Here is a 19,080-nt window from a genome sequence, read left to right as displayed (position 1 = left end):
CTCGAGCCTCGCTGTGGTTTCCCTGATCCCAGGAGGCTTTTCGAGATGAGCTCGCGAACGCGGAGGTTGGGCAAGAGAGTGGCGGTGGCCGCCGCGGCGGTCGCCGTGGTGTCCTCCGGCATCGGTGGGGCGGGCCCGGTGTCGGCGGCGCCGCCCGCGCCGACCAAGATCGGCGTGGTGCAGTACGCGGGCACCGCCGCCGCCGTGCCCGACAGCTACATCGTCGTCCTGGCCGACGACAACGCCTCGGCCGACGTGGTGAAGCGCCGGGCCACCGAGATCACCCAGAAGTACGGGGTGACGGTGACGGCTTCCTACTACACCGCCCTGCGCGGGTTCGCGGTCAAGGGCTCGGAGGACGCCGCGAAGCGGATCGCCACCGACACCGCGTACAAGCTCATCGCCCAGGACCAGGAGGTGACCACGCAGGCGCTGGCCGTGCAGGTGGGGCCGCCGTCGTGGGGCCTGAACCGGATCGACCAGCGGTCGCTGCCGCTGGACACCAAGTACCACTACCCGAACACCGCGCCGTCGATCTACGCCTACATCATCGACACCGGCATCCGGTACACGCACCAGGAGTTCGGCGGCCGGGCCATCTACGGCATCGACACCATCGGCGGGACCTTCCCGCCCGGCAACGACTGCAACGGCCACGGCACGCACGTCGCCGGGACCGTCGGCGGCACCACGACCGGTGTGGCCAAGCAGGTGCAGCTGGTGTCGGTGCGGGTGCTCGACTGCGCGGGCGCGGGCACGTACGCCGGTGTCATCGCGGGCGTCGACTGGGTCACCAACGACACGATCCTCAACGGGCGCAAGGCCGTGGCGAACATGAGCCTCGGCGGCGGCACCTTCGCGCCGCTGAACATGGCGGTGACCAACTCGGTCGCGGCCAACGTGCACTACTCGGTGGCGGCGGGCAACTCCAACGCCAACGCCTGCTCGTTCTCGCCCGCGAGCACGCCCGCGGCGACGACGGTCGGTTCCACGGACCCCAACGACGCGCGGTCGTCGTTCTCGAACTGGGGACCGTGCGTGGACCTGTTCGCGCCGGGCCGCAACATCGTGTCGGCGTGGGCGACCGCGGACAACGCCTACCAGACGTTGAGCGGGACGTCGATGGCCTCGCCGCACGTGGCGGGCACGGCAGCCCTGTGGCGGCAGCGGTTCCCCGGTGACACCGCCTGGCAGACGGCCACCGCGCTGGCGGGCAACGCGACGCCCGGTGTCGTGGTCGGCCCGGGTGCCGGGTCGCCGAACCTGTTGCTGTTCATGGGGATGGTCCCGGCCTGAGGCTGAGGGGTGAGGTGACCGTGCCCGGCGGGGGCATCCGCCGGGCACGGTTTTCCCCTACGCGGTGGCCTCTTCGCGTTGGCGTTCGAGGCCGGACTGGGTGCGCAACGGGGTCTCCTTGATGGCGGCGATGGCCACGACCGTGATGATCGACAGGGCGGCGGCGATCAGGAGGATGGTGGCGGTGCCGTCCCCGTAGGCCGCGCGGACGATGTCGGCGACGAACGGCGGGAGTTCGTTCAGGGAACCGATTCCCGCGCTGCCCGTGCCCGCCGGGACGGTGACGCCCGCCTCGGTGAGCCCCTGCGCGGTGAGGTCGCCGACGCGGGAGGCGAGGATCGCGCCGAGCACCGACACGCCGACGGTTCCGCCCAGCGAACGGAAGAACGCGACCGTGGAGCTGGCGGCGCCGAGGTCGCTCGGCGCGACGGCGTTCTGCACGACCAGCACCAGGTTCTGCATCGTCATGCCCATGCCGACCCCGAGGACGAACAGGAACACGCCCATGACGGCCATGTCGGTGGTGTGGTCGATCGTGCCCAGCAGGCCGAAGCCCGCCACCATCAGCACCGCGCCCGCGACCAGGAACGCCTTCCAGCGGCCGAGTCTGGTGATCAGGATGCCGGACAGCGTCGACGACAGCATCGAGCCGACGATCATCGGCAGGGTCAACAGGCCCGCTGCGGTCGGGGAGTACCCGCGCGCGATCTGGAAGTACTGACCGAGGAAGACCGCGCCGCCGAAGAGCGCGGTGCCGACGGCGATGCTGGCGACGGTGGCCAGCGCGGTGGTGCGGTCGCGGAACAGGCGCAACGGGATGATCGGCTCGACCGCGCGCGACTCCACCCAGATCGCGAGGGCGAGCAGCGCGACCCCGGTGCCCGCGAGGAGCAGTGACGTGCCGGAGCCCCAGGCGAACTCGCCGCCCGCCAGCGTGATCCAGATCAGCAGGTCGCTCACGCCCGCGGCGATCAGCGCGGCGCCCAGGTAGTCGACCTGCACCGCGCGCTTGGCGACCGGCAGGTTCAAGGTCCGCTGCACGACGAGCAGCGAGACGACCGCCAGCGGTACGCAGACGAAGAAGCACCAGCGCCAGCCCAGCCAGCTCGTGTCCACGATGACGCCGCCGAGCAGCGGGCCCGCGACGGTCGCCACGGACATGACGGCGGCGATCGGGCCGCTGTACTTGCCGCGCTCGCGGGGGCTGATCATCGCCGCGATCACGATGACCACCAGGGACTGCAGCCCGCCGAGGCCGAGGCCCTGCAGCGCGCGCCAGACGATGAGCGTGTCGACCGACTGGGCGAAGCCCGCGAGGACCGAGCCCGCGGTGAAGACGCCGATGGCGAGCTGGACCAGGAGCTTCTTGCTGACGAGGTCGGAGAGCTTGCCCCAGATCGGGGTGCTGGCGGTGGAGGCGAGCAGGGCGGCGGTGATGACCCAGGTGTACTGGCGCTGGGAGCCGTGCAGGTCGCGGATGATCGTGGGCAGGGCGTTGGACACGATGGTGGACGACAGGAACGCGGTGAGCATCGCCAGCAGCAGGCCGGTGAGCGCCTCGATGACCCTGCGGTGGTCCATCCGTCCGGTCTCCTCGGCGGACATCGGTTCAGGGGGCACGGCTGGACTCCTTGGTGGTTACGGGGTGTGGGCGCGGTGGACGTCGTCGGTGAGCCTGCGCAGGGCGGTGAGGAGCGCGGTCGCGTCGTCCTCGGACCAGGTGCGGAGGGCGGTGACGAGTAGCTCGGCGTGGCGTCTTTGGAGCTCGGCGAGGCGGGCCTGACCGGCGTCGGTGAGGCTGAGGAGCCAGGCGCGGCCGTCATGCGGGTCGGGGCGTCTCGCGACGAGGCCGTCCCTGGTCAGGAGGGTGACCTGGCGGCTGATGACGGAGGGGTCGACGGCCAGGAGGCAAGCGACTCGGCCCAGGCGTTGCTCGCCCGCGCGGTCGAGGAGGGTCAGGACGGCCACGGCGGACTGGGACTCGTCCGGGTGGTTGTGGTGGATGGTGCGGCCGAGTCGGAGGATCGCTCGGAGCGCGTCGATGAGGCCGGTGGCGGTCTCGGTGGCGATCATGCCGCCTCCCCGGGGAAGTTGATAGTTGCAACCATAAGGCGGTTGGTTGGTGTATGCAACTACTTCGTGGGGTGGTGGCGGTCACGGAGGGGGCGGGGGTGGTGGTGTTGGGCTGGTGGGAGGGCGATGAGGCGGCTGGGGTGAGGGCGGGAAGGAGGGCGCTGAGGCAGGGGGCGCGCGGTCACGTTGGGTGCGGAGAGGGAATCGGTGAACCGGAGGGCTGGGTGGGGAAAGAGGAGAGGTGGGGGCGCGGTGCGCGGAGGTGAGGACCCGGCGGGGAGCGCGGAGCGGCAGGCGGCTGGGGGTGAGGAGGTGGGCGGGGGAATCGGTTGGGGAGGAGGGCTGGCGGTGCGCCGGGGGGTGGGGAGGGGAGCTATGGGATTGGGGTCGGGGACAAGGGGCGAGGGGGAACTCGGTGCGGGGAGGGGAAGGCGAAGAAGGTGTGGGAGGTGCGTTGTGGAGAGGCCGGAGGGCAGGCGTGGAAGAGGGAAGCCATCGGTGGGTCAGCGGCGGGTGCTGAGCGGGATGGAAGGAGGGATGGCGGCCTAGTGGAGCGGCAGATGGGGAGTTTGGCGGGCCGGCCAGGTGGGAGAAGTGGGCGCGCGGTGCGGGCTGAGAAGGGGGAGCGAGGCGGGGTGGCAGAGAAGGAGTGGGCGATGTGAGGGTGGACCGGCGGGTGGGGCAGGGCAGTGGCGCGGCGCGGGACGGAAGGCGTGGGTGCGGCGGGATGGCTGAGCAGGAGAGGGGCATGTTGAGGGCGTGGACCGACGGGGCTGTGCGGAAAGCGAGGCGGGGAGTTCGGCGGGGTGACCGAGCAGGGAAAGGTGAAGGGCGGACCGGCGGGTGAGGCTGGCGGCGGGGAAGCGGGTGCGGCGGAGAAGGGGGCAGGGAAGGGGGAAGCGGGTGCGGCGGAGTGGCCAAGCAGGACGGGGCGGGGTTGGGGTCGGAGGTGAGAGCGGGGCGCTCGTCAGGTGATGTCGGAGTCGCCGAGGTTGTGGAGGAGGGTGGTGAGGGATTCGATGTCTTCCACGGGCCAGGTGGACAGGGCGGTGCGCCAGCGGGTGCGTTGGGCGGCCAGGACGGCTGTGACGCGGCCCCGGCCGTTCTCGGTGAGGGTGACCAGGCGGGCGCGGGCGTCGGCGGGGTCCGTGGCGCGTTCCAGCAGCCCCAGGCGGGCCGCTGCGTCCACCTGGCGGGTCACCGTGGACTTGTCCAACCCCATGGTCGAGGCCAGTTCGGACATCCGCAGCTCACCGGCGTGGAACAGGAGCACCAACAGCGGGTACGCCGTGGGGTCCAGCTTCGGGTGGATGGCCCTGGCCGACGTCCGGGCGACCGTGCGGCCGCGGCGCCAGAGGGCGGCGAGTTCCGCTTCCAGGGCTGGTAGGGCGTCCTCGGCGCTCAGGGGTCCGCCTGCCTTTCCGGGTGTGTCCTGCAATTGCACGGCGGGCGACGAAGGATTGCCGTGTTCGCATGGGTGGGATGCCAATGGTAGTCCCGGGCCACCCAAGTGGACTGTTTCGCCTGGGCCGTTCAGGGGAGAGTCGCGCCAAGCCGACCACACCGCTCGGACAGGTGCGAAAGTGACACCGGCAAAGTCTGTCGACCACGGGGATCGGTGGGCCGATGACACTGGCGAGCCGGTGGCCCCCGGCGAGTCTGCTGGGTGGTCTGGACGACCGCGTCCGCCGGGACATGCTGTCCCTCGGCCAGTCCGTCCGGGTGCGCGACGGTGACCGCCTCCTCCGCGCGGGGGACCCGGCCACCCACGTCTACCTGCTGCTGCTCGGCTGGTTCAAGGTGCACGCCAGCCGCGCGACGGGGGACGAGGCGCTGATCGCCGTGCGGTCGGGGGGTGACCTGGTCGGCGAGTTGGCGGCCTTCGACGCCAAACCCCGGGCCGTGTCGGTGCGGGCGGTCGGGCCGGGCGTGGTGCGGCGCATCGAGCGCGAGGACTTCCTCGCCTTCCTCACCGCGCACGGCGGCGCGTTGCGGGCCGTTTTGCGTGCCGTGTCGGCGAAGCAGCGGTGGACCACGCGCAGGCTCTCGGAGCTGACCGGGGCCGCCGTCGACCGGCGCGTCGCCTGCGTCCTGGCCGAACTGGTCGAGAAGGACCCGCCGCCGGACAGCGGCGGCACCGTGCCGGTCCGGCTGAGCCAACCCGAACTCGCCGCGCTGTCGGGGACGTCGGTGCCGTCCGTGCAGCGCGTGCTGCGCCGGTTCCGCAAGGACGGTCTGGTCGAGACCCGCTACCGGCGGGTGGTCGTCACCGACGTCCCGGCGCTGGTCAGGTACGCCGGCGTGGAGTCCTTTGTGGACATCTTCACGACGACCGCAGAGCCGCGTTGATGCTGCCCGCCAGCGCGGTCGCCGCCCGCGCCAGGGTGTGCCAGTCGACCCGCTGCTCGCGCTCGCCGGAGTTCTCCCTGGCCACCGCCCAGGCGCGCTGCCGGTCGACCAGGTCGGCGAACAGCGGCTCGTAGGCGGCGTCGAGCAGCTTCCACGCCTGCCGCACCACCACCCCCGCGCAGCCCTCCACCACCTGGTCCAGCGCGTCCCCCGCGACCACGGCCGGGAGCCTGCTCTCCGCGTCGCCGCCGCGGGCCACCACCTCGCCCAGCACGCCGTCCTCCGACGAGGCTGCCACGCGCAGCGTCAGCGCGCCCATCGGCCGCGCGGCCTCGCCGTCCGGGTGCAGCCGCCGCACCTCGGACTCCAACCAGGATGCGTCGGAGGTGAAACCGGACAGGATGAGCCGCTCGGTCCGCTCCGCCTGCGCCACCAACTCCGCGCGCAGCAGGTCGACCAGCTCCCCGCGCCACCAGGTCTTCGCGTCCAGGGTCCGCGCCCGCTCGGCGCGCAGCCTGCCCAGGGCCGCGACTCGGGCCGTGCGCAGCGTGTCCCCGACCCTCCCGATCAGCCCCAGCTGCCGCGCGGCCAGCTGCGACCGCAGCAGGTCCCACGCCCGGTTCGCACTCGCGTCCGGGTCGAACTCCGCCGACTGGACACTGTGGACGCGCCGGGCGTCGGCGATGGTCTCCGTGGCGCTCGTGGCCATCGCCGTGCACTGGTCGGCGACCTGGGCCGCGATCCGCCGGGCGCGCAGCCGCGCGCGTTCCGGGACCGGCGCCGAGTCGGCGACGAACGACCGGATCGCCGTGCGCGCCGGGTCGTCGGGCGCGGGCCCCGGACCGGACAGCAGGATGACCCGACCCGTGCGGGCGCTGGTGTGGCTGAGCACGCGGCCGCGCTCGGCCGGGCCGACGCGGTCGAGCATGGTGACCACCACGGCGACCGACGGCACGTGCGCGGCGACCGCGTCCTCGAGCAGCCGCGCCTGCGCCGCGCCCCAGACCCCGGTGGCGGGCACGGTCAGCAGCACCCCGTCGGTGTCGGTGACCGCTTCGAGCGGCGGCCCGCCGGGTTCCCACGGGGCCTCGACCACCTCCACGCCGGGCAGTCCCTCGCGGCCGAGCAGCCGGGTGATCAACGTTGTCTTCCCCGCACCCGGCTCCCCGACCACGGTGACCCGCCACGCCTGCCGCTCCCGGCCCGCCGAGAGCCGCTCGACCGCGTTCGCGGTGCGGGTGCGGCCGTGCTCCGCGGCCAGGCGCGCGGCCTCCCGCAACCACCGCGGTGTCATCGTGATGATCTCGCGGCTCTCGATGGTGCCTGCTCCCTCGCGCGTCGCGACCCACTGCGCGACATCATGAGCCGGTTCGCGGGCGCGGATGCCATCACCGGACGGGATCGACCCAACTGCCGCACATTCGACCGTTCGCCGTACGGTTCGCTTACCGTGCGTGGCCGCCGCCAGCGCGTCGCAACCGCGATCCGGCGGCTGGTCGCCGCTAGTGCGGGGCGCGCAGGACGACGTCGAGCAGGCCGGGGTACAGCGCGTCCAGGTCCGCGCGGCGCAGGCTGGTCAGCCGGGCGGTGCCGCTGGGCCGGATCCGGACCACCCCCGCCTCCCGCAGCGTGCGCAGGTGGTGGGTGCGGGTCGACTTGCTGATCGGCAGGTCGATCGAGCCGCAGGCCACCTCGTCGTCGATCCGCGCCAGCTCGCGGACCATGTGCAGCCGCATCGGGTCGGCGAGGGCGTGCAGGACCGGGACGAGGCGGATGTCCTCGCGGTCCGGGTGCGGCAGTTCTTCGGCCATACCGGACATCGTACCCCTTAGTACGACGTCTCTCGTAGTTCGGCTATCGCCGTAGTACGATGAGCGTCGTACCAAATCCCGGTCCAAGGGGGACATCCATGACCGCACGCACGTACCTGCTGGCCGCGGGCGCGTTCACGGTGGGCACCAGCGGGTACATCATCTCCGGGCTGCTCCCGCAGGTGAGCCGCGAGCTGGGCGTCACCACCTCCGTCGCGGGCCAGTTGGTCACCGCGTTCGCCATCGCCTACGCGATCGCCTCGCCGGTCCTGGCCACGGTCACCGGCCGTTGGGAGCGCAAGCGGCTGGCGGTGACCGCGCTGGGCGTCAGCGCGCTGGGCAACGCGCTGTCCGCGCTGGCCCCGACCTACGAGCTGCTGCTGGGCGCGCGGGTGGTCAGCGCGCTGGGCGCGGCGGTGTTCACCCCGGTGGCCGTCGCCGTGGCCACCACGATCAACCCGCCCGAGCGGCGCGGCCGGGTGGTCGCCATCGTCTTCGGCGGCCTCACCTTCGCACTGATCATCGGCGTGCCCGCGGGCAACGTCCTCGGTGGACCGCTCGGCTACCAGGGGGTCTTCGCGCTGGTGGCGGGTGTCTCCGCGCTCGCCGCGGTGGCGTGCGCGGTCTGGTTGCCGACGGTGGCGGCGCCGCCCGCGGTCGGCCTGCGCGAGCGGTTCTCCGTGCTGGGCGACGGCCGGGTGCGGCTGGTGCTGAGCATGACCGTGCTCGGCTGCCTCTCCGCGTTCAGCGTCTTCACCTTCCTGGCGCCGCTGCTGGCCGACACCGCCGATCTGCGCGGCGGGGTCATCAGCCTGATGCTGCTCGCCTACGGCCTCGGCGGCGCGATCGGCAACACGCTCGGCGGTCGGCTGACCGACCGCTACGGCAGCCGGGGCCTGCTGCGCTACGTCTTCGTCGCCTACGTGCTGGTGATGGGCACGCTCACGCTGACCGCGGTCAGCGCGGTCTCGGCGGCGGTGGCGCTGTTCGCCTGGGGGCTGATCACCTGGTCGGTCAACCCGCCGATCCAGAACTGGCTCATCGAGCTGGCGCCCGGCAGCGCGGGTCTACTGCTGTCGATCAACGCGTCGGCGATCTACCTGGGGGTCGGGCTTTCCGGGGTCGTCGGCGGTGTGGTCGTGGGCGCGTGGGGGGTTTCGGCCCTGCCCGTGGTCGGCGCGGCGATCGGCTCGCTGGCGTTCGTGTGCCTGGTGCTGGCCGGGCGGTCCACGGTGGCCGAGCGCGAGCTGGTCGCCGCCTGAGCCGTCGCCCGTTCCGTCCACCGCGGACGAAAGGCCCCGCCGCTCGGCGGGGCCTTTCGTCGTCCTGGTCCGGTTGCGGTGCCTCAGACCGTGATGTGCGGGTTGCCCTCGACGTCCCGCGCGGTGACGGCGGGGTCGTCGGTCCACACGCCGCCCTGGGTGAGGTAGCGGAAGGACAGCGAACTGCCCGCGGGCAGCACGATCGAGCTGGACCGCTTGCCGTTGGAGCGGGCGCGCAGCGGGTGCAGGCCGGGTGTCCAGCCGTTGAAGCAGCCGACCACGCTCGTCGGCCCGGGCGGGTCGTCGCGGTCCAGGGTGAAGGTGACCCGGACCTTGTCGAACGGCAGAGACCTGGTGCTGATCATCCGGAGACGGTTCCCCCTCGGGTCGGTGCTGGCTCAGCCTGCCAGGTTGCCCGCCCGGTCCGCCGCGCACCAGCCATGTCACCCGGACGTGTCCGGTAGCTATCCGCTAGGGCGCGTAGCGCACCAATAACCGGTGCCGGAGTGGGGCAAAGACCGAAGGTGGTTGAGAGGTCAAACACATTAGCTGGTCCCGGATTCCCAGATGCTGGTCCATCCGGCGCGGAATGTGGTGCGAATCTCGACGGCCCGACCGGTGGGTGTTACCGGGAGTCCGGTGTTCACAGAACTCGATAATCTATGTTATTGGATCGTCGAGATTGCCCGCCGAATGGCCGGATGCATGTGCAAGCTACCGCCGAGTATACCGTTCGGTCAACGCGAAAGAAGTTCAGTCACCGGCGACGAGGTGTGGAGTTGTTTGTACCAAAAGGAATGCTAAGTGACCACTGTGGACGGTGGAAACGCTCCCAACTGTCGGTGACTGGCGTCACAGCAACGGGCTAAACCCTCCCTCGTTGCGTCGCGAATATCTTTTGTGAATACGTCTATTGGACGTTCAAACGCGTTTGGCTGGATTTCGCCGTGGGTCATATAGCCATGCTATGGTTCTGCGATATAGGGGGTTTGATTGCTCCGTTCGGCGGTAGCTGGTCTGCTTGGCCGCTGGTCAACATTGTTTCCGCTCGACGATTGAATCGAGTGGCAACGGGGAACCTGGCACTAGGAGCTTGAGTGCTCCGGCAGGGCAATTGTTCCCCGCACCGATCCCCGCAGACCGCCCGTGCGCGACCACGAATCCCGCGCGTGCGCCCCACCGCGCTCTAACAACAGTGAGGACTCAATGGACGCATCCGTCAGAGCCGACCTGCGAGCCCGACTGGCGGCACTCGCCGCCGAGCACGCGGTCCCCGGAACGCAGTTGGTCATCCACCACGACGAGCGCACGTGGTCGGTCACCACGGGGGTGGCCCGACACGGTTGCGACACACCGATGACAGAGTCACACGCCGTGCCGGTCGGCTCGGTCACCAAGGTGGTGACCGCCGCCGCGGTGCTCGCCCTCGTCGGCGACGGCGACCTGGACCTCGACGAGCCGATGGTCGAGCAGGTCCCCGGCCTCGGCGCGCTGCCCGGGTTCGCCGGAGTGACACCGCGGCACCTGCTCAGCCACACCTCCGGTCTGCCGTCGGACACCGCGGAGGTGACCGCGCCCACGTTGCGGCGGCTGCTGCAGGAATCCGGCCACGCGCTGCGCCCGGTCGCCGCGCCGGGCACCGCGTTCTCCTACTCCAACGTCGGCTACCTGCTGCTGGGCCACGCGGTCGAGTTCGTGACCGGGATGGACTGGGCGGCGGCGGTCCGGGCGGTCGTGCTCGACCCGCTGGGCGTGCGCGCGAGCCTGGTCGTAGGGCCGGGCGCGGACGCGGGCGTGGTCAGCGGCCACACCGTGAACCGCTCCCGCGGCCTGGTCCGGCCGGTGGCGCAGTCGCTCACCGCCGTGCAGTCCGCGGCGGGCGCGCTGGCCATGAGCGCGACCGAACTGGTCCGGTTGGGACGCGCGCTGGCCGGGGCCGAGCCCAACGACCTGCTCGACCCCGGTTCGCTCAAGGAGATGCGCGGCGCCGCGCCCGGCGCGGAGCCGTTCGGCATGGCCGACGGCTGGGGCCTCGGGCTGGCCGTGTTCGGCTCCGGCGAGCTGACCGCGACCGGCCACGACGGCACCGGCGACGGCACCTCCGCGCACCTGCGGATGAACCCGTCCACCGGCACCGTGGTCGCCTTCACCGCCAACGCGGGCGCGGGCTACGCGCTCTGGCGGGAACTGGCGGCGGAACTACCCGCGTTCGGCGTCCCGATCGCCGACCACAACCCGGTTCCCGCGGTCGTGGAACCGGTCCCGGCGCCGCGCGGCTTCGCGGGCGCCTACGCCAACGGCGACACCGTCTACCGGGTTGCCGACGACCTGCGGCTCACCGTGGACGACGAGCCGTTCGCCGACCTGACCCCGTTGTCCGGCCTGCGGTTCGCCATGCGCGACTGCGACACCGGCGAGACCGACCAGGTGGGGCGGTTCCTGCCCGGCCCGGACGGCGCCCCGGCCTGGCTCCAGGTCGGCGGCAGGCTCGCCTGCCGCGTCGACGCGGTCTTGGCCGCGGCCTGACCGGGAGCCCCAGCACCACAACGCGGTAACCGCGAGCACAACCGGCACATCGAGCGGGACCCGCCCGGTCAAGGCGCACACGAGTGGCGCGACCGGCGGGTGCGACCCGCCCCCATCGGCAGGACCCTCCGCGCGTGTCTCCCCGCACGCGTTCCCCCATCGCGCCCCCAGGCCGTGAAAGGTTCGTGCAGTCATGTCCGCCCCCCGGTTAGCGTTCCCGACCCTGCTGGACCTCTTCGCCGACCAGGTGCGCCGAAAGCCCGCGGCGCCCGCCCTGCTGGCCGACGCCGGACCCGTCTCCTACGCCGAGCTGGACGACTGGTCGGACCGGTTGGCCCGCGCCATGCTGGCCCGCGGGGCGGGGCCCGAGCGGCTGGTCGCGCTGGCCCTGCCCCGGTCGGTGGAGATCGTGGTGGCGCAGCTGGCCGTGCTGAAGTCCGGCGCCGCCTACCTGCCCGTGGACCCCGCCTACCCGGCCGAGCGGATCTCCGCGATGCTCGACGACGCCAAACCGCTGCTGGTCGTCGCGGATCCCGCCGAGGTCGTGGCCGCGCGGACTGATGAGTCCACAAAGGATGGAGCGCTACCGGGGCGCCCGCACCCCGAGCAGCCCGCGTACGTGATCTACACCTCGGGTTCCACCGGCAGGCCCAAGGGTGTGGTGGTGGCCCACCGCGGGTTGGCGACCTTCGCCCAGGCCGAGGTCGACCGGTTCGACGTGCGCCCCGGTGACCGCGTGCTCCAGTTCTCCTCGCCGAGCTTCGACGCGTCGGTGCTGGAGCTGTGCATGGCCTTCGCGGGCGGCGCGGCGCTCGTCGTCCCGCCGCCGGGGCCGCTGCTCGGCGCGCAGCTCGCCGAGGTGCTCCGGACCCGCCGGGTGACCCACGCGCTGATCCCCCCGGTCGCCCTGGCGACCGTCGGCGACGGGACGCCCCCGGACCTGCCCGACTTCCGGACGCTGGTCGTCGGCGGCGACGCCACCGCGGCGGACCTGGTGCGCCGCTGGGCACCGGGCCGCCGGATGATCAACGCCTACGGACCGACCGAGTCCACGGTGGTCGCCACCTGGAGCGGACCGCTGGCCCCCGCCGACGACTCCCCGCCCATCGGCCGGGCCATCCCCGGCACCGAGGCCTTGGTGCTCGACGACGACCTGCGCCCGGTGCCCGACGGCACCGCGGGCGAGCTGTACGTCACCGGAGTCGGCACCGCGCGCGGCTACCTCGACCGCCCGGGCCTTACCGCCGAGCGGTTCCTGGCCGCGCCGGGCGGCGCGCGCATGTACCGCACCGGGGACGTGGTGCGCCGCAACGCCGACGGCGACCTGGAGTTCGTCGGCCGCGCCGACCACCAGGTCAAGATCCGCGGCTTCCGGATCGAGCCCGGCGAGATCGAGGCCGAGCTGTCCGCCGACCCGGCGGTGGGTCGCGCGGTCGTCGTCGCCCGCGCGGAGACCGGGCTCAAGCGGCTGGTCGCCTACGTGGTGCCCGGTGACGGCAGGCCCGTGCCGTCCGCGCTGCGGGCCCGGCTGGAGGAGCGGCTGCCCGCGCACATGGTGCCCGCGGCGATCGTCGTGCTGGACGCGTTCCCGTTGACCCCCAACGGGAAGCTGGACCGCGACGCGCTGCCCGCGCCGACCGTCGGGGTCGCCGCCGTCGACCACGTGGCGCCGCGCGACGAGCGCGAGCGGGTGGTGGCCGAGGTCGTCGCGGACGTGCTCGGCGTCGACTCCGTCGGTGTGGACGACGACTTCTTCGCGCTCGGCGGCGACTCCATCCTCGCCGTGCGCGCGCAGACCCGGCTCGCGTCCGCCTTCGGTACCGCGCTGTCCGGCCGCGCGCTCTTCGACGCCCGCACGGTCGCGGCCTTGGCCGCCCTGCTGCCGGAGCGGCCCGCCGAGACCACCGGACTGCCGCGCGCGCACCGAGCAGGCCCGCTGCCGCTCTCGCCCGCGCAGCGCAGGCTGTGGCTGGAGGACCAGACCTCGATCGGCCCGGTCAACAACACCGGCTTCGCGCTGCGCCTCACCGGCCCGCTCGACCGCCGCGCGCTCCAGTCCGCGCTCAACCGGCTGGCCACCAGGCACGACGCGCTGCGGACCACAGTGGACGGTGAGCACCAGGTCGTCGCCGACGCGGCCGCGCTGCCGGTACGGGAGATGGTGGCCACCGACCTGGACGCGGCGCTGACCGACCTGGTCGCCGAGCCCTACGACCTCGCCCGCGGACCGCTGACCCGCGTGGCGCTGATCGGGGTCGGGCCCGAGGACCACGTGCTCGTCCTCGCCCAGCACCACATCATCACCGATGGCTGGTCGGCCGCCCTGCTCGTCGACGAGCTGACCGCGCTCTACGCCGAGGAGACCACCGGCGTCCCCGCCGACCTGCCCGAACCGTCGGCGCAGTACCCGGACTACGCCGCCTGGCAGTCCGACCGCGAGGTGCCCGACACCGCGCACTGGCAGTCCCGGCTCGAAGGCCTGACCCCGCTGAACCTGCCCACCGACCGGCCCCGGCCGCCCGTGCGGGTCGGCTCCGGCGGCGTGCACCGCCACGTCCTGTCCGCCGATCTGGTGCGCGGCCTCAACACCCTCGGCACGGCGCACGAGGCGACGCTGTTCATGACCCTCACCGCCGCCGTGCAGGTGCTGCTCGCCGCGCACGGACGCACCCGCGATATCGCGTTGGGCGCGGTCCGCGCGGGCAGGCCGCTGGCCGAGCTGGACCGGGTCGCCGGGTTCTTCGTCAACACCCTGGTCCTGCGCTCGCGCGTGGACCCGACGCTGCCGTTCAGCGACTTCCTCGGCGCGGTAAGGGAAACCACGCTCGACGCGTTCGACCACGACGACGTGCCCTTCGACCGGCTCGCCGACCAGCTCGCCCTGGTGCGCGACCCGAGCCGCACCCCGCTGGTGCAGGCCGTGGTGGCGCTGCAGCAGCCGCTCGTGCGCACGACCGAGGCCGGTGGACTGGGCTGGGCCGACCAGCCGCTGCCCCGCCCGTCGGCGCGCTTCGACCTGGCCGTGGAGTTCTGGCCGACCGGCGACCGGCTCACCGCCGTGCTGGAGTACGACACCGCGCTCTTCGACGCCGACCGGATCGCCGCGCTGGCCAAGGAACTGGAGGCCCTGCTCGGCATCGTCGCCGCGCGCCCCGACACCCCACTCGGGACGCTGGCGGACCTGCCGGAGGGCGACGCGCCCGCCGTCCCGTCGCCGCGCCGGGAGCCGGACCGCTACCTCGCGCCGCGCACCCCCGTCGAGGCCACGCTCGCCGCGGTGTTCGCCGATGTCCTGGGCGCGGCCCGGGTCGGGGTGCGGGACAACTTCTTCGCCCTCGGCGGCGACTCGATCCTCAGCATCCAGGTCGTCACCGCGGCCCGCGCCGCCGGGCTCGTGCTGACCGCGCGGGAGGTGTTCGTGCACCAGACCGTCGCCGCGCTCGCCCCGCACGTCACCACCGTCGACACCGCCGACGAGCACGACGACGGGCCGGTGTCCGGGCCGGTGCCGCTGACCCCGATCCAGCGCTGGTTCTTCGACACCCACACCGCGCACCCGGAGCGCTTCGACCAGACCTGCCTGGTCGACCTCGGCGAGCCGGTGCTGCCGGACGCGCTGGCCACCGCGCTGTTCGCGGTGCTGGAGCACCACGACGCGCTGCGCATGCGCTTCCACAAGGCCGCCGACTGGCACCAGGAGAACGCGCCGGTCGGCGAGACCGGCATGGTCGCCGAGCACGGCCCGGTCTTCGTCGCCGAACTGCCCGGCCCCGGCGACCCCGACACCGCCGTCCGGCTGCGCGCGCACCACCTCGTGGTGGACGGCGTGTCCTGGCGGGTGCTCGCGGAGGACCTGCGGACCGCGCACCGGCAAGCCGTGCTGGGCGAGGAGATCCGGTTGCCGCGCCGCACCACGTCGTTCCGCGAGTGGGCGACCCGGCTCGCCGAGCACGCCGCCGCGGGCGGGTTCGCCGACGAGATCGAGCACTGGCGGGTGGCGCGCGCCGAGACGTCCGTGCCGCGCGACCAAGGCGGGCCGAACACCACCGCTTCCGAGCGGTCGGTCACGGTGACCCTGACCGAGGGGGAGACCGAGGCGCTGCTGCGCGCGGTGCCGAGCGCGTACCGCACGCAGGTCAACGACGTGCTGCTGACCGCTTTCGGTGCCGCGCTGCGGGAGTGGACCCGGCGGCCCGCCACGCTCGTGCACCTGGAGGGCCACGGCCGCGAGGACCTCTTCGACGGCGTCGACCTCTCCCGGACCGTCGGCTGGTTCACCACGCTGTTCCCCGTGGTGCTCACCGGCTCCGCCGAGTGGGGCACCGCGATCAAGGCCGTCAAGGAGTCCCTGCGCTCGATCCCGCGCCGGGGCATCGGTTTCGGCGCGCTGCGCCACCTCGCCGGGATGGAACTCGGTGGCACGGCGGAGGTGTCGTTCAACTACCTCGGCCGCATCGACGCCGCCGGGGACCTCGCGCTCGACGCGCACCCGGACGCCCGCCGCCCGCACGTGCTCGACGTCGTCGGTCGCGTCGAGCGCGACCGGCTCGCCCTCACCGTGTACTACAGCGAGAACCTGCACCGTGCGTCCACGATCACCCGCTTCACCGAGTCCATCGCCGACGCGCTGCGCTCGATCGTGGCGCACTGCGCGGCGGGCGGCCACGGCCGCACGCCGTCGGACTTCCCGCTGGTGGACCTCGACCAGGACACCGTGGACACCCTCGCGACGGCGGGTGTGTCCGACATCTGGCCGCTGACGCCGATGCAGGCGGGCATGGTCTTCCACAGCCTTTCCCAGTCCGGGCAGGGCGCCTACTTCCAGCAGACCGCGTTCGTCCTCGACGGCCACACCGACCTCGACCGCCTCGCCGACGCCTGGCGGCAGGTGGTCGACCGCACGCCGATCCTGCGGTCCGGCGTGGTGTGGCAGGACGTGCCGGAGCCGCTGGCGGTGGTGCGCGAGCGCGTCGAGCTGCCGATCACGCTGCTGGACTGGACCGGTCGGAACCGGGAGGCGCAGCTCGACGAACTGCTCGCCCACGACCGGGAGCGCGGGTTCGACCTGGCCGCCCCGCCGCTGATGCGGCTGACCCTGGCCCGGCTCGACGGCGCGACCCAGGTCGTGTGGACCTTCCACCACGTGCTCCTCGACGGCTGGAGCGTGTTCGGCGTCCTCTCCGACGTGGCCGCCGCCTACGCGGGCGGTCAGCTGCCGGAGCGCCCCGACTTCGCCGACTACCACCGCTGGCTGGCCGCCCAGGACCCCGCCGACGCCGAACGGCACTGGCGCGGCGTGCTGGGCGAGCTGGCGGCGCCGACCCCGCTGCCGTTCGACCGGCCGCGCGCCTCCGTCGAGCAGCCCACGACCTCCGCGCGGACCGAGATCGCGCTCACCGCCGACGAGACCACCCGCCTCACCCGCTTCGCCAAGGAACACCGGCTCACCGCGGGCACGGTCGTGCAGGGCGCGTGGGCGTTGCTGTTGGCCCAGTACAGCGGTCAGCGGCAGGTCTGCTTCGGTGCCACGGTGTCCGGCCGCCCGGCGGACCTGTCCCGGGTCGACGAGATCACGGGCATGTTCGTCAACACGCTGCCGGTCGTGACCACGGTGGACGATTCCGCCGTCGCCGACTGGCTGGCCCGTTCGCAGCGGACCCAGGTCGAGTCCCGCGCCTTCGAGCACACCCCGCTCACCCGGTTGCACGGGTTCAGCGCGGTCCCCGGCGGCATGGACCTGTTCGACACGGCCGTGATCTTCGAGAACTACCCGGCCGACGGCCCCGAGCTGCGCGAGCTGACCGCGGTGGAGAGCACGACGTTCCCGCTCAGCGTGACCGTCTACCCGGGGGAGCGGCTGCGGCTGCTGTTCGGCTACGAGCCGCGCCTGTTCGACGCCGAGACCGTCACCGCGCTCGCCGAGCACCTGCGCCGCTTGCTCGGCGAGCTGGTCGAGGACGGAACCCGCGCGGTGACGGCGATCCCGGCGCTGGCCGGTACCGACCGCGACCGCGTGCTCGTCGACTGGAACGACACCGCCGCCGACGTCCCCGACACGACCCTGGTCGCGATGCTCGCCGAGCAGGCCGCGCGGACCCCGGACGCCGAGGCGCTGGTGGCAGGCGAGCGGCGGTGGACCTACGCCCAGCTCGACGCCGAGGTCAACCGGGTCGCGCACGCGCTGGTCCGGCGCGGCGCCGGGCCGGAGAAGGTCGTCGCGGTCGCCATGCCGCGCTCGGCCGAACTGGTCATCGCGCTGTTGGCCGTGCTGCGAGCAGGGGCCGCCTACCTGCCGGTGGACCCCGAGCTGCCCCGCGACCGGGTCGAGTTCATGCGGGTCGACGCCGACGCGGTCTGCCTGCTGGAGACGCTGCCCGAGGGGCCCGCGCCGACCACCGCGCCGGAGGTCGAGGTGACCCCAGAGATGGCGGCGTACATCATCTACACCTCCGGGTCGACCGGGCGGCCCAAGGGCGTCGTGGTGCCGCACTCGGCGATCGTCAACCGTCTTGTGTGGACCCAGGCGCGGTTCGGGCTCGGTGCGGACGACCGCGTGTTGCAGAAGACCCCGGCGAGCTTCGACGTGTCGGTGTGGGAGTTCTTCTGGCCGCTGACCGTCGGCGCGACCCTGGTCGTGGCCAAGGCCGACGGGCACCGCGACCCGGCGTACCTGTCCGAGGTGATCCGCGACCAGCGGGTCACGACTGTCCACTTCGTCCCGTCGATGCTCCGCGCGTTCCTCGCCCACGGCGACCGCACCGCGTGCGGGAGCCTGCGGCGGGTGCTGTGCAGCGGTGAGGCGCTGCCCGCCGACCTCGCGGCCGAGTTCCACGGCGCGATCGAGGCGGAACTGCACAACCTGTACGGCCCGACGGAGGCCGCGGTCGACGTCACCCACTGGGCCTGCGAACCGGGCGCGGCGGCGGTACCCATCGGGCGACCGGTGTGGAACACCCGCTTGCACGTGCTCGACGCCGACCTGAACCCTGTGCCGGTCGGCGCGCCGGGGGAGCTGTTCCTGTCCGGGGTCCAGCTCGCCCGGGGGTACCTCGCCCGGCCGGGCCTCACGGCGGAGCGGTTCATCGCCGACCCCTACGGCCCGGCCGGTACCCGCATGTACCGCACCGGCGACCTGGTGCGGTGGACCCGCGGCGGTGCGGTGGAGTACCTGGGCCGCACCGACCAGCAGGTCAAGATCCGCGGCGTGCGGATCGAGCCCGGTGAGGTCGAGGCCGCGCTGTCCGCGCTGCCGGGTGTGACCTCCGCCGCGGTCATCGCCCGCGACGGCAAGCTCATCGGCTACGCCACACCATCCACACTGGACGCGGTCGACCTGAGGGCCGTGCTCGGCCGGGAACTGCCCGAGCACATGGTGCCCGCCGCGCTCGTCGCGCTGGACGCGCTGCCGCTGACCCCGTCGGGCAAGCTCGACCGGCGCGCCCTGCCGGACCCCGAGTTCGGTCAGGCGGGCGAGTACGTCGAGCCGGACGGCGACGCCGAGCAGGTGCTGGCCGACATCTGGGCCGAGGTGCTCGACGTGCCCCGGGTCGGGGCCACCGACAGCTTCTTCGACCTCGGCGGCGACTCCATCACCAGCCTGCACGTCACCGCCCGCGCCAACGCGGCGTTCGCGGTGGCCCTCACCCCGCGCGACGTGCTGACCGCACGCACCGTGCGCGCCCTCGCGGACGTGGTGACCGACCACGTGCTGCGCGAACTCGAAGCCCTCGCGGGCGACGCACTCTGACCCAGCCGAGGAGCCG

The 19,080-nt window shown here is 73.0% G+C and carries 11 protein-coding genes; 5 read left to right on the top strand and 6 right to left on the bottom strand.

Features of this window, described 5'->3' with window-relative positions:
* Positions 1-45: 45 nt before the first annotated feature.
* The gene (locus tag V5P93_RS29450; protein ID WP_104481139.1) at positions 46-1,296 is read left to right on the top strand and encodes a S8 family peptidase; all 1,251 of its coding nucleotides are present in this window, start codon (positions 46-48) and stop codon (positions 1,294-1,296) included.
* Positions 1,297-1,353: 57 nt separating this feature from the next.
* Here V5P93_RS29450 and V5P93_RS29445 read toward each other — a convergent pair whose 3' ends face one another.
* The 3 genes from V5P93_RS29445 to V5P93_RS29435 form a co-directional block, all read right to left on the bottom strand.
* Positions 1,354-2,916, bottom strand: a complete 1,563-nt coding sequence (locus V5P93_RS29445) for an MFS transporter (RefSeq protein WP_245931509.1) — start codon at positions 2,914-2,916, stop codon at positions 1,354-1,356.
* Positions 2,917-2,934: 18 nt separating this feature from the next.
* Positions 2,935-3,369 (bottom strand): MarR family winged helix-turn-helix transcriptional regulator, encoded by a 435-nt coding sequence (locus tag V5P93_RS29440; RefSeq protein ID WP_104481140.1) that lies wholly within the window; start codon positions 3,367-3,369, stop codon positions 2,935-2,937.
* Between the two features lie 967 nt (positions 3,370-4,336).
* The gene (locus tag V5P93_RS29435; protein ID WP_219824084.1) at positions 4,337-4,813 is read right to left on the bottom strand and encodes a MarR family winged helix-turn-helix transcriptional regulator; all 477 of its coding nucleotides are present in this window, start codon (positions 4,811-4,813) and stop codon (positions 4,337-4,339) included.
* A gap of 182 nt (positions 4,814-4,995) precedes the next feature.
* On the opposite strand from V5P93_RS29435, the gene V5P93_RS29430 reads away from it, so the two are divergent.
* Positions 4,996-5,718 carry a Crp/Fnr family transcriptional regulator gene (locus tag V5P93_RS29430; protein ID WP_104481142.1) on the top strand — a complete coding sequence of 241 codons (723 nt, stop codon included), beginning with the start codon at positions 4,996-4,998 and terminating at the stop codon, positions 5,716-5,718.
* Here V5P93_RS29430 and V5P93_RS29425 read toward each other — a convergent pair.
* A complete protein-coding gene (locus tag V5P93_RS29425; RefSeq protein WP_104481143.1) occupies positions 5,693-7,012 on the bottom strand; it encodes a GTPase domain-containing protein in 1,320 nt (439 codons plus the stop codon). The genes V5P93_RS29430 and V5P93_RS29425 overlap by 26 nt on opposite strands.
* 208 nt (positions 7,013-7,220) lie before the next feature.
* The gene (locus tag V5P93_RS29420) at positions 7,221-7,538 is read right to left on the bottom strand and encodes a helix-turn-helix transcriptional regulator (RefSeq protein ID WP_104481144.1); all 318 of its coding nucleotides are present in this window, start codon (positions 7,536-7,538) and stop codon (positions 7,221-7,223) included.
* An 89-nt stretch (positions 7,539-7,627) separates the two neighbouring features.
* Between V5P93_RS29420 and V5P93_RS29415 the strand changes: the two genes are divergently transcribed.
* The gene (locus V5P93_RS29415) at positions 7,628-8,791 is read left to right on the top strand and encodes an MFS transporter (protein WP_104481145.1); all 1,164 of its coding nucleotides are present in this window, start codon (positions 7,628-7,630) and stop codon (positions 8,789-8,791) included.
* A gap of 83 nt (positions 8,792-8,874) precedes the next feature.
* Here the strand turns inward: V5P93_RS29415 and V5P93_RS29410 are convergent, their stop codons facing one another.
* A complete protein-coding gene (locus tag V5P93_RS29410; RefSeq protein WP_104481146.1) occupies positions 8,875-9,156 on the bottom strand; it encodes an isoamylase in 282 nt (93 codons plus the stop codon).
* 841 nt (positions 9,157-9,997) lie between these two features.
* On the opposite strand from V5P93_RS29410, the gene V5P93_RS29405 reads away from it, so the two are divergent.
* Together V5P93_RS29405 and V5P93_RS29400 are read left to right on the top strand one after the other, a co-directional pair.
* On the top strand, positions 9,998-11,317 hold the full coding sequence (locus V5P93_RS29405; protein ID WP_104481147.1) for a serine hydrolase: 1,320 nt from the start codon (positions 9,998-10,000) through the stop codon (positions 11,315-11,317).
* Positions 11,318-11,510: 193 nt separating this feature from the next.
* The gene (locus V5P93_RS29400) at positions 11,511-19,064 is read left to right on the top strand and encodes a non-ribosomal peptide synthetase (protein ID WP_104481148.1); all 7,554 of its coding nucleotides are present in this window, start codon (positions 11,511-11,513) and stop codon (positions 19,062-19,064) included.
* Positions 19,065-19,080 lie beyond the last annotated feature (16 nt).

The sequence above is a fragment of the Actinokineospora auranticolor genome (assembly GCF_041897805.1).
GTDB lineage: Bacteria > Actinomycetota > Actinomycetes > Mycobacteriales > Pseudonocardiaceae > Actinokineospora > Actinokineospora auranticolor.
The sequence above is the reverse complement of the archived record's forward strand: the minus strand, read 5'-3'. Positions and strand labels throughout refer to the sequence as shown.

What these genes read in the sequence shown, in the direction of transcription:
- V5P93_RS29450 (WP_104481139.1), top strand. Translation starts at nt 46, where the DNA reads ATGAGCTCGCGAACGCGGAGGTTGGGCAAGAGAGTGGCGGTGGCCGCC.
- V5P93_RS29440 (WP_104481140.1), bottom strand. Translation starts at nt 3,369, where the DNA reads ATGATCGCCACCGAGACCGCCACCGGCCTCATCGACGCGCTCCGAGCG.
- V5P93_RS29430 (WP_104481142.1), top strand. Translation starts at nt 4,996, where the DNA reads ATGACACTGGCGAGCCGGTGGCCCCCGGCGAGTCTGCTGGGTGGTCTG.
- V5P93_RS29425 (WP_104481143.1), bottom strand. Translation starts at nt 7,012, where the DNA reads ATGACACCGCGGTGGTTGCGGGAGGCCGCGCGCCTGGCCGCGGAGCAC.
- V5P93_RS29420 (WP_104481144.1), bottom strand. Translation starts at nt 7,538, where the DNA reads ATGTCCGGTATGGCCGAAGAACTGCCGCACCCGGACCGCGAGGACATC.
- V5P93_RS29415 (WP_104481145.1), top strand. Translation starts at nt 7,628, where the DNA reads ATGACCGCACGCACGTACCTGCTGGCCGCGGGCGCGTTCACGGTGGGC.
- V5P93_RS29410 (WP_104481146.1), bottom strand. Translation starts at nt 9,156, where the DNA reads ATGATCAGCACCAGGTCTCTGCCGTTCGACAAGGTCCGGGTCACCTTC.
- V5P93_RS29405 (WP_104481147.1), top strand. Translation starts at nt 9,998, where the DNA reads ATGGACGCATCCGTCAGAGCCGACCTGCGAGCCCGACTGGCGGCACTC.
- V5P93_RS29400 (WP_104481148.1), top strand. Translation starts at nt 11,511, where the DNA reads ATGTCCGCCCCCCGGTTAGCGTTCCCGACCCTGCTGGACCTCTTCGCC.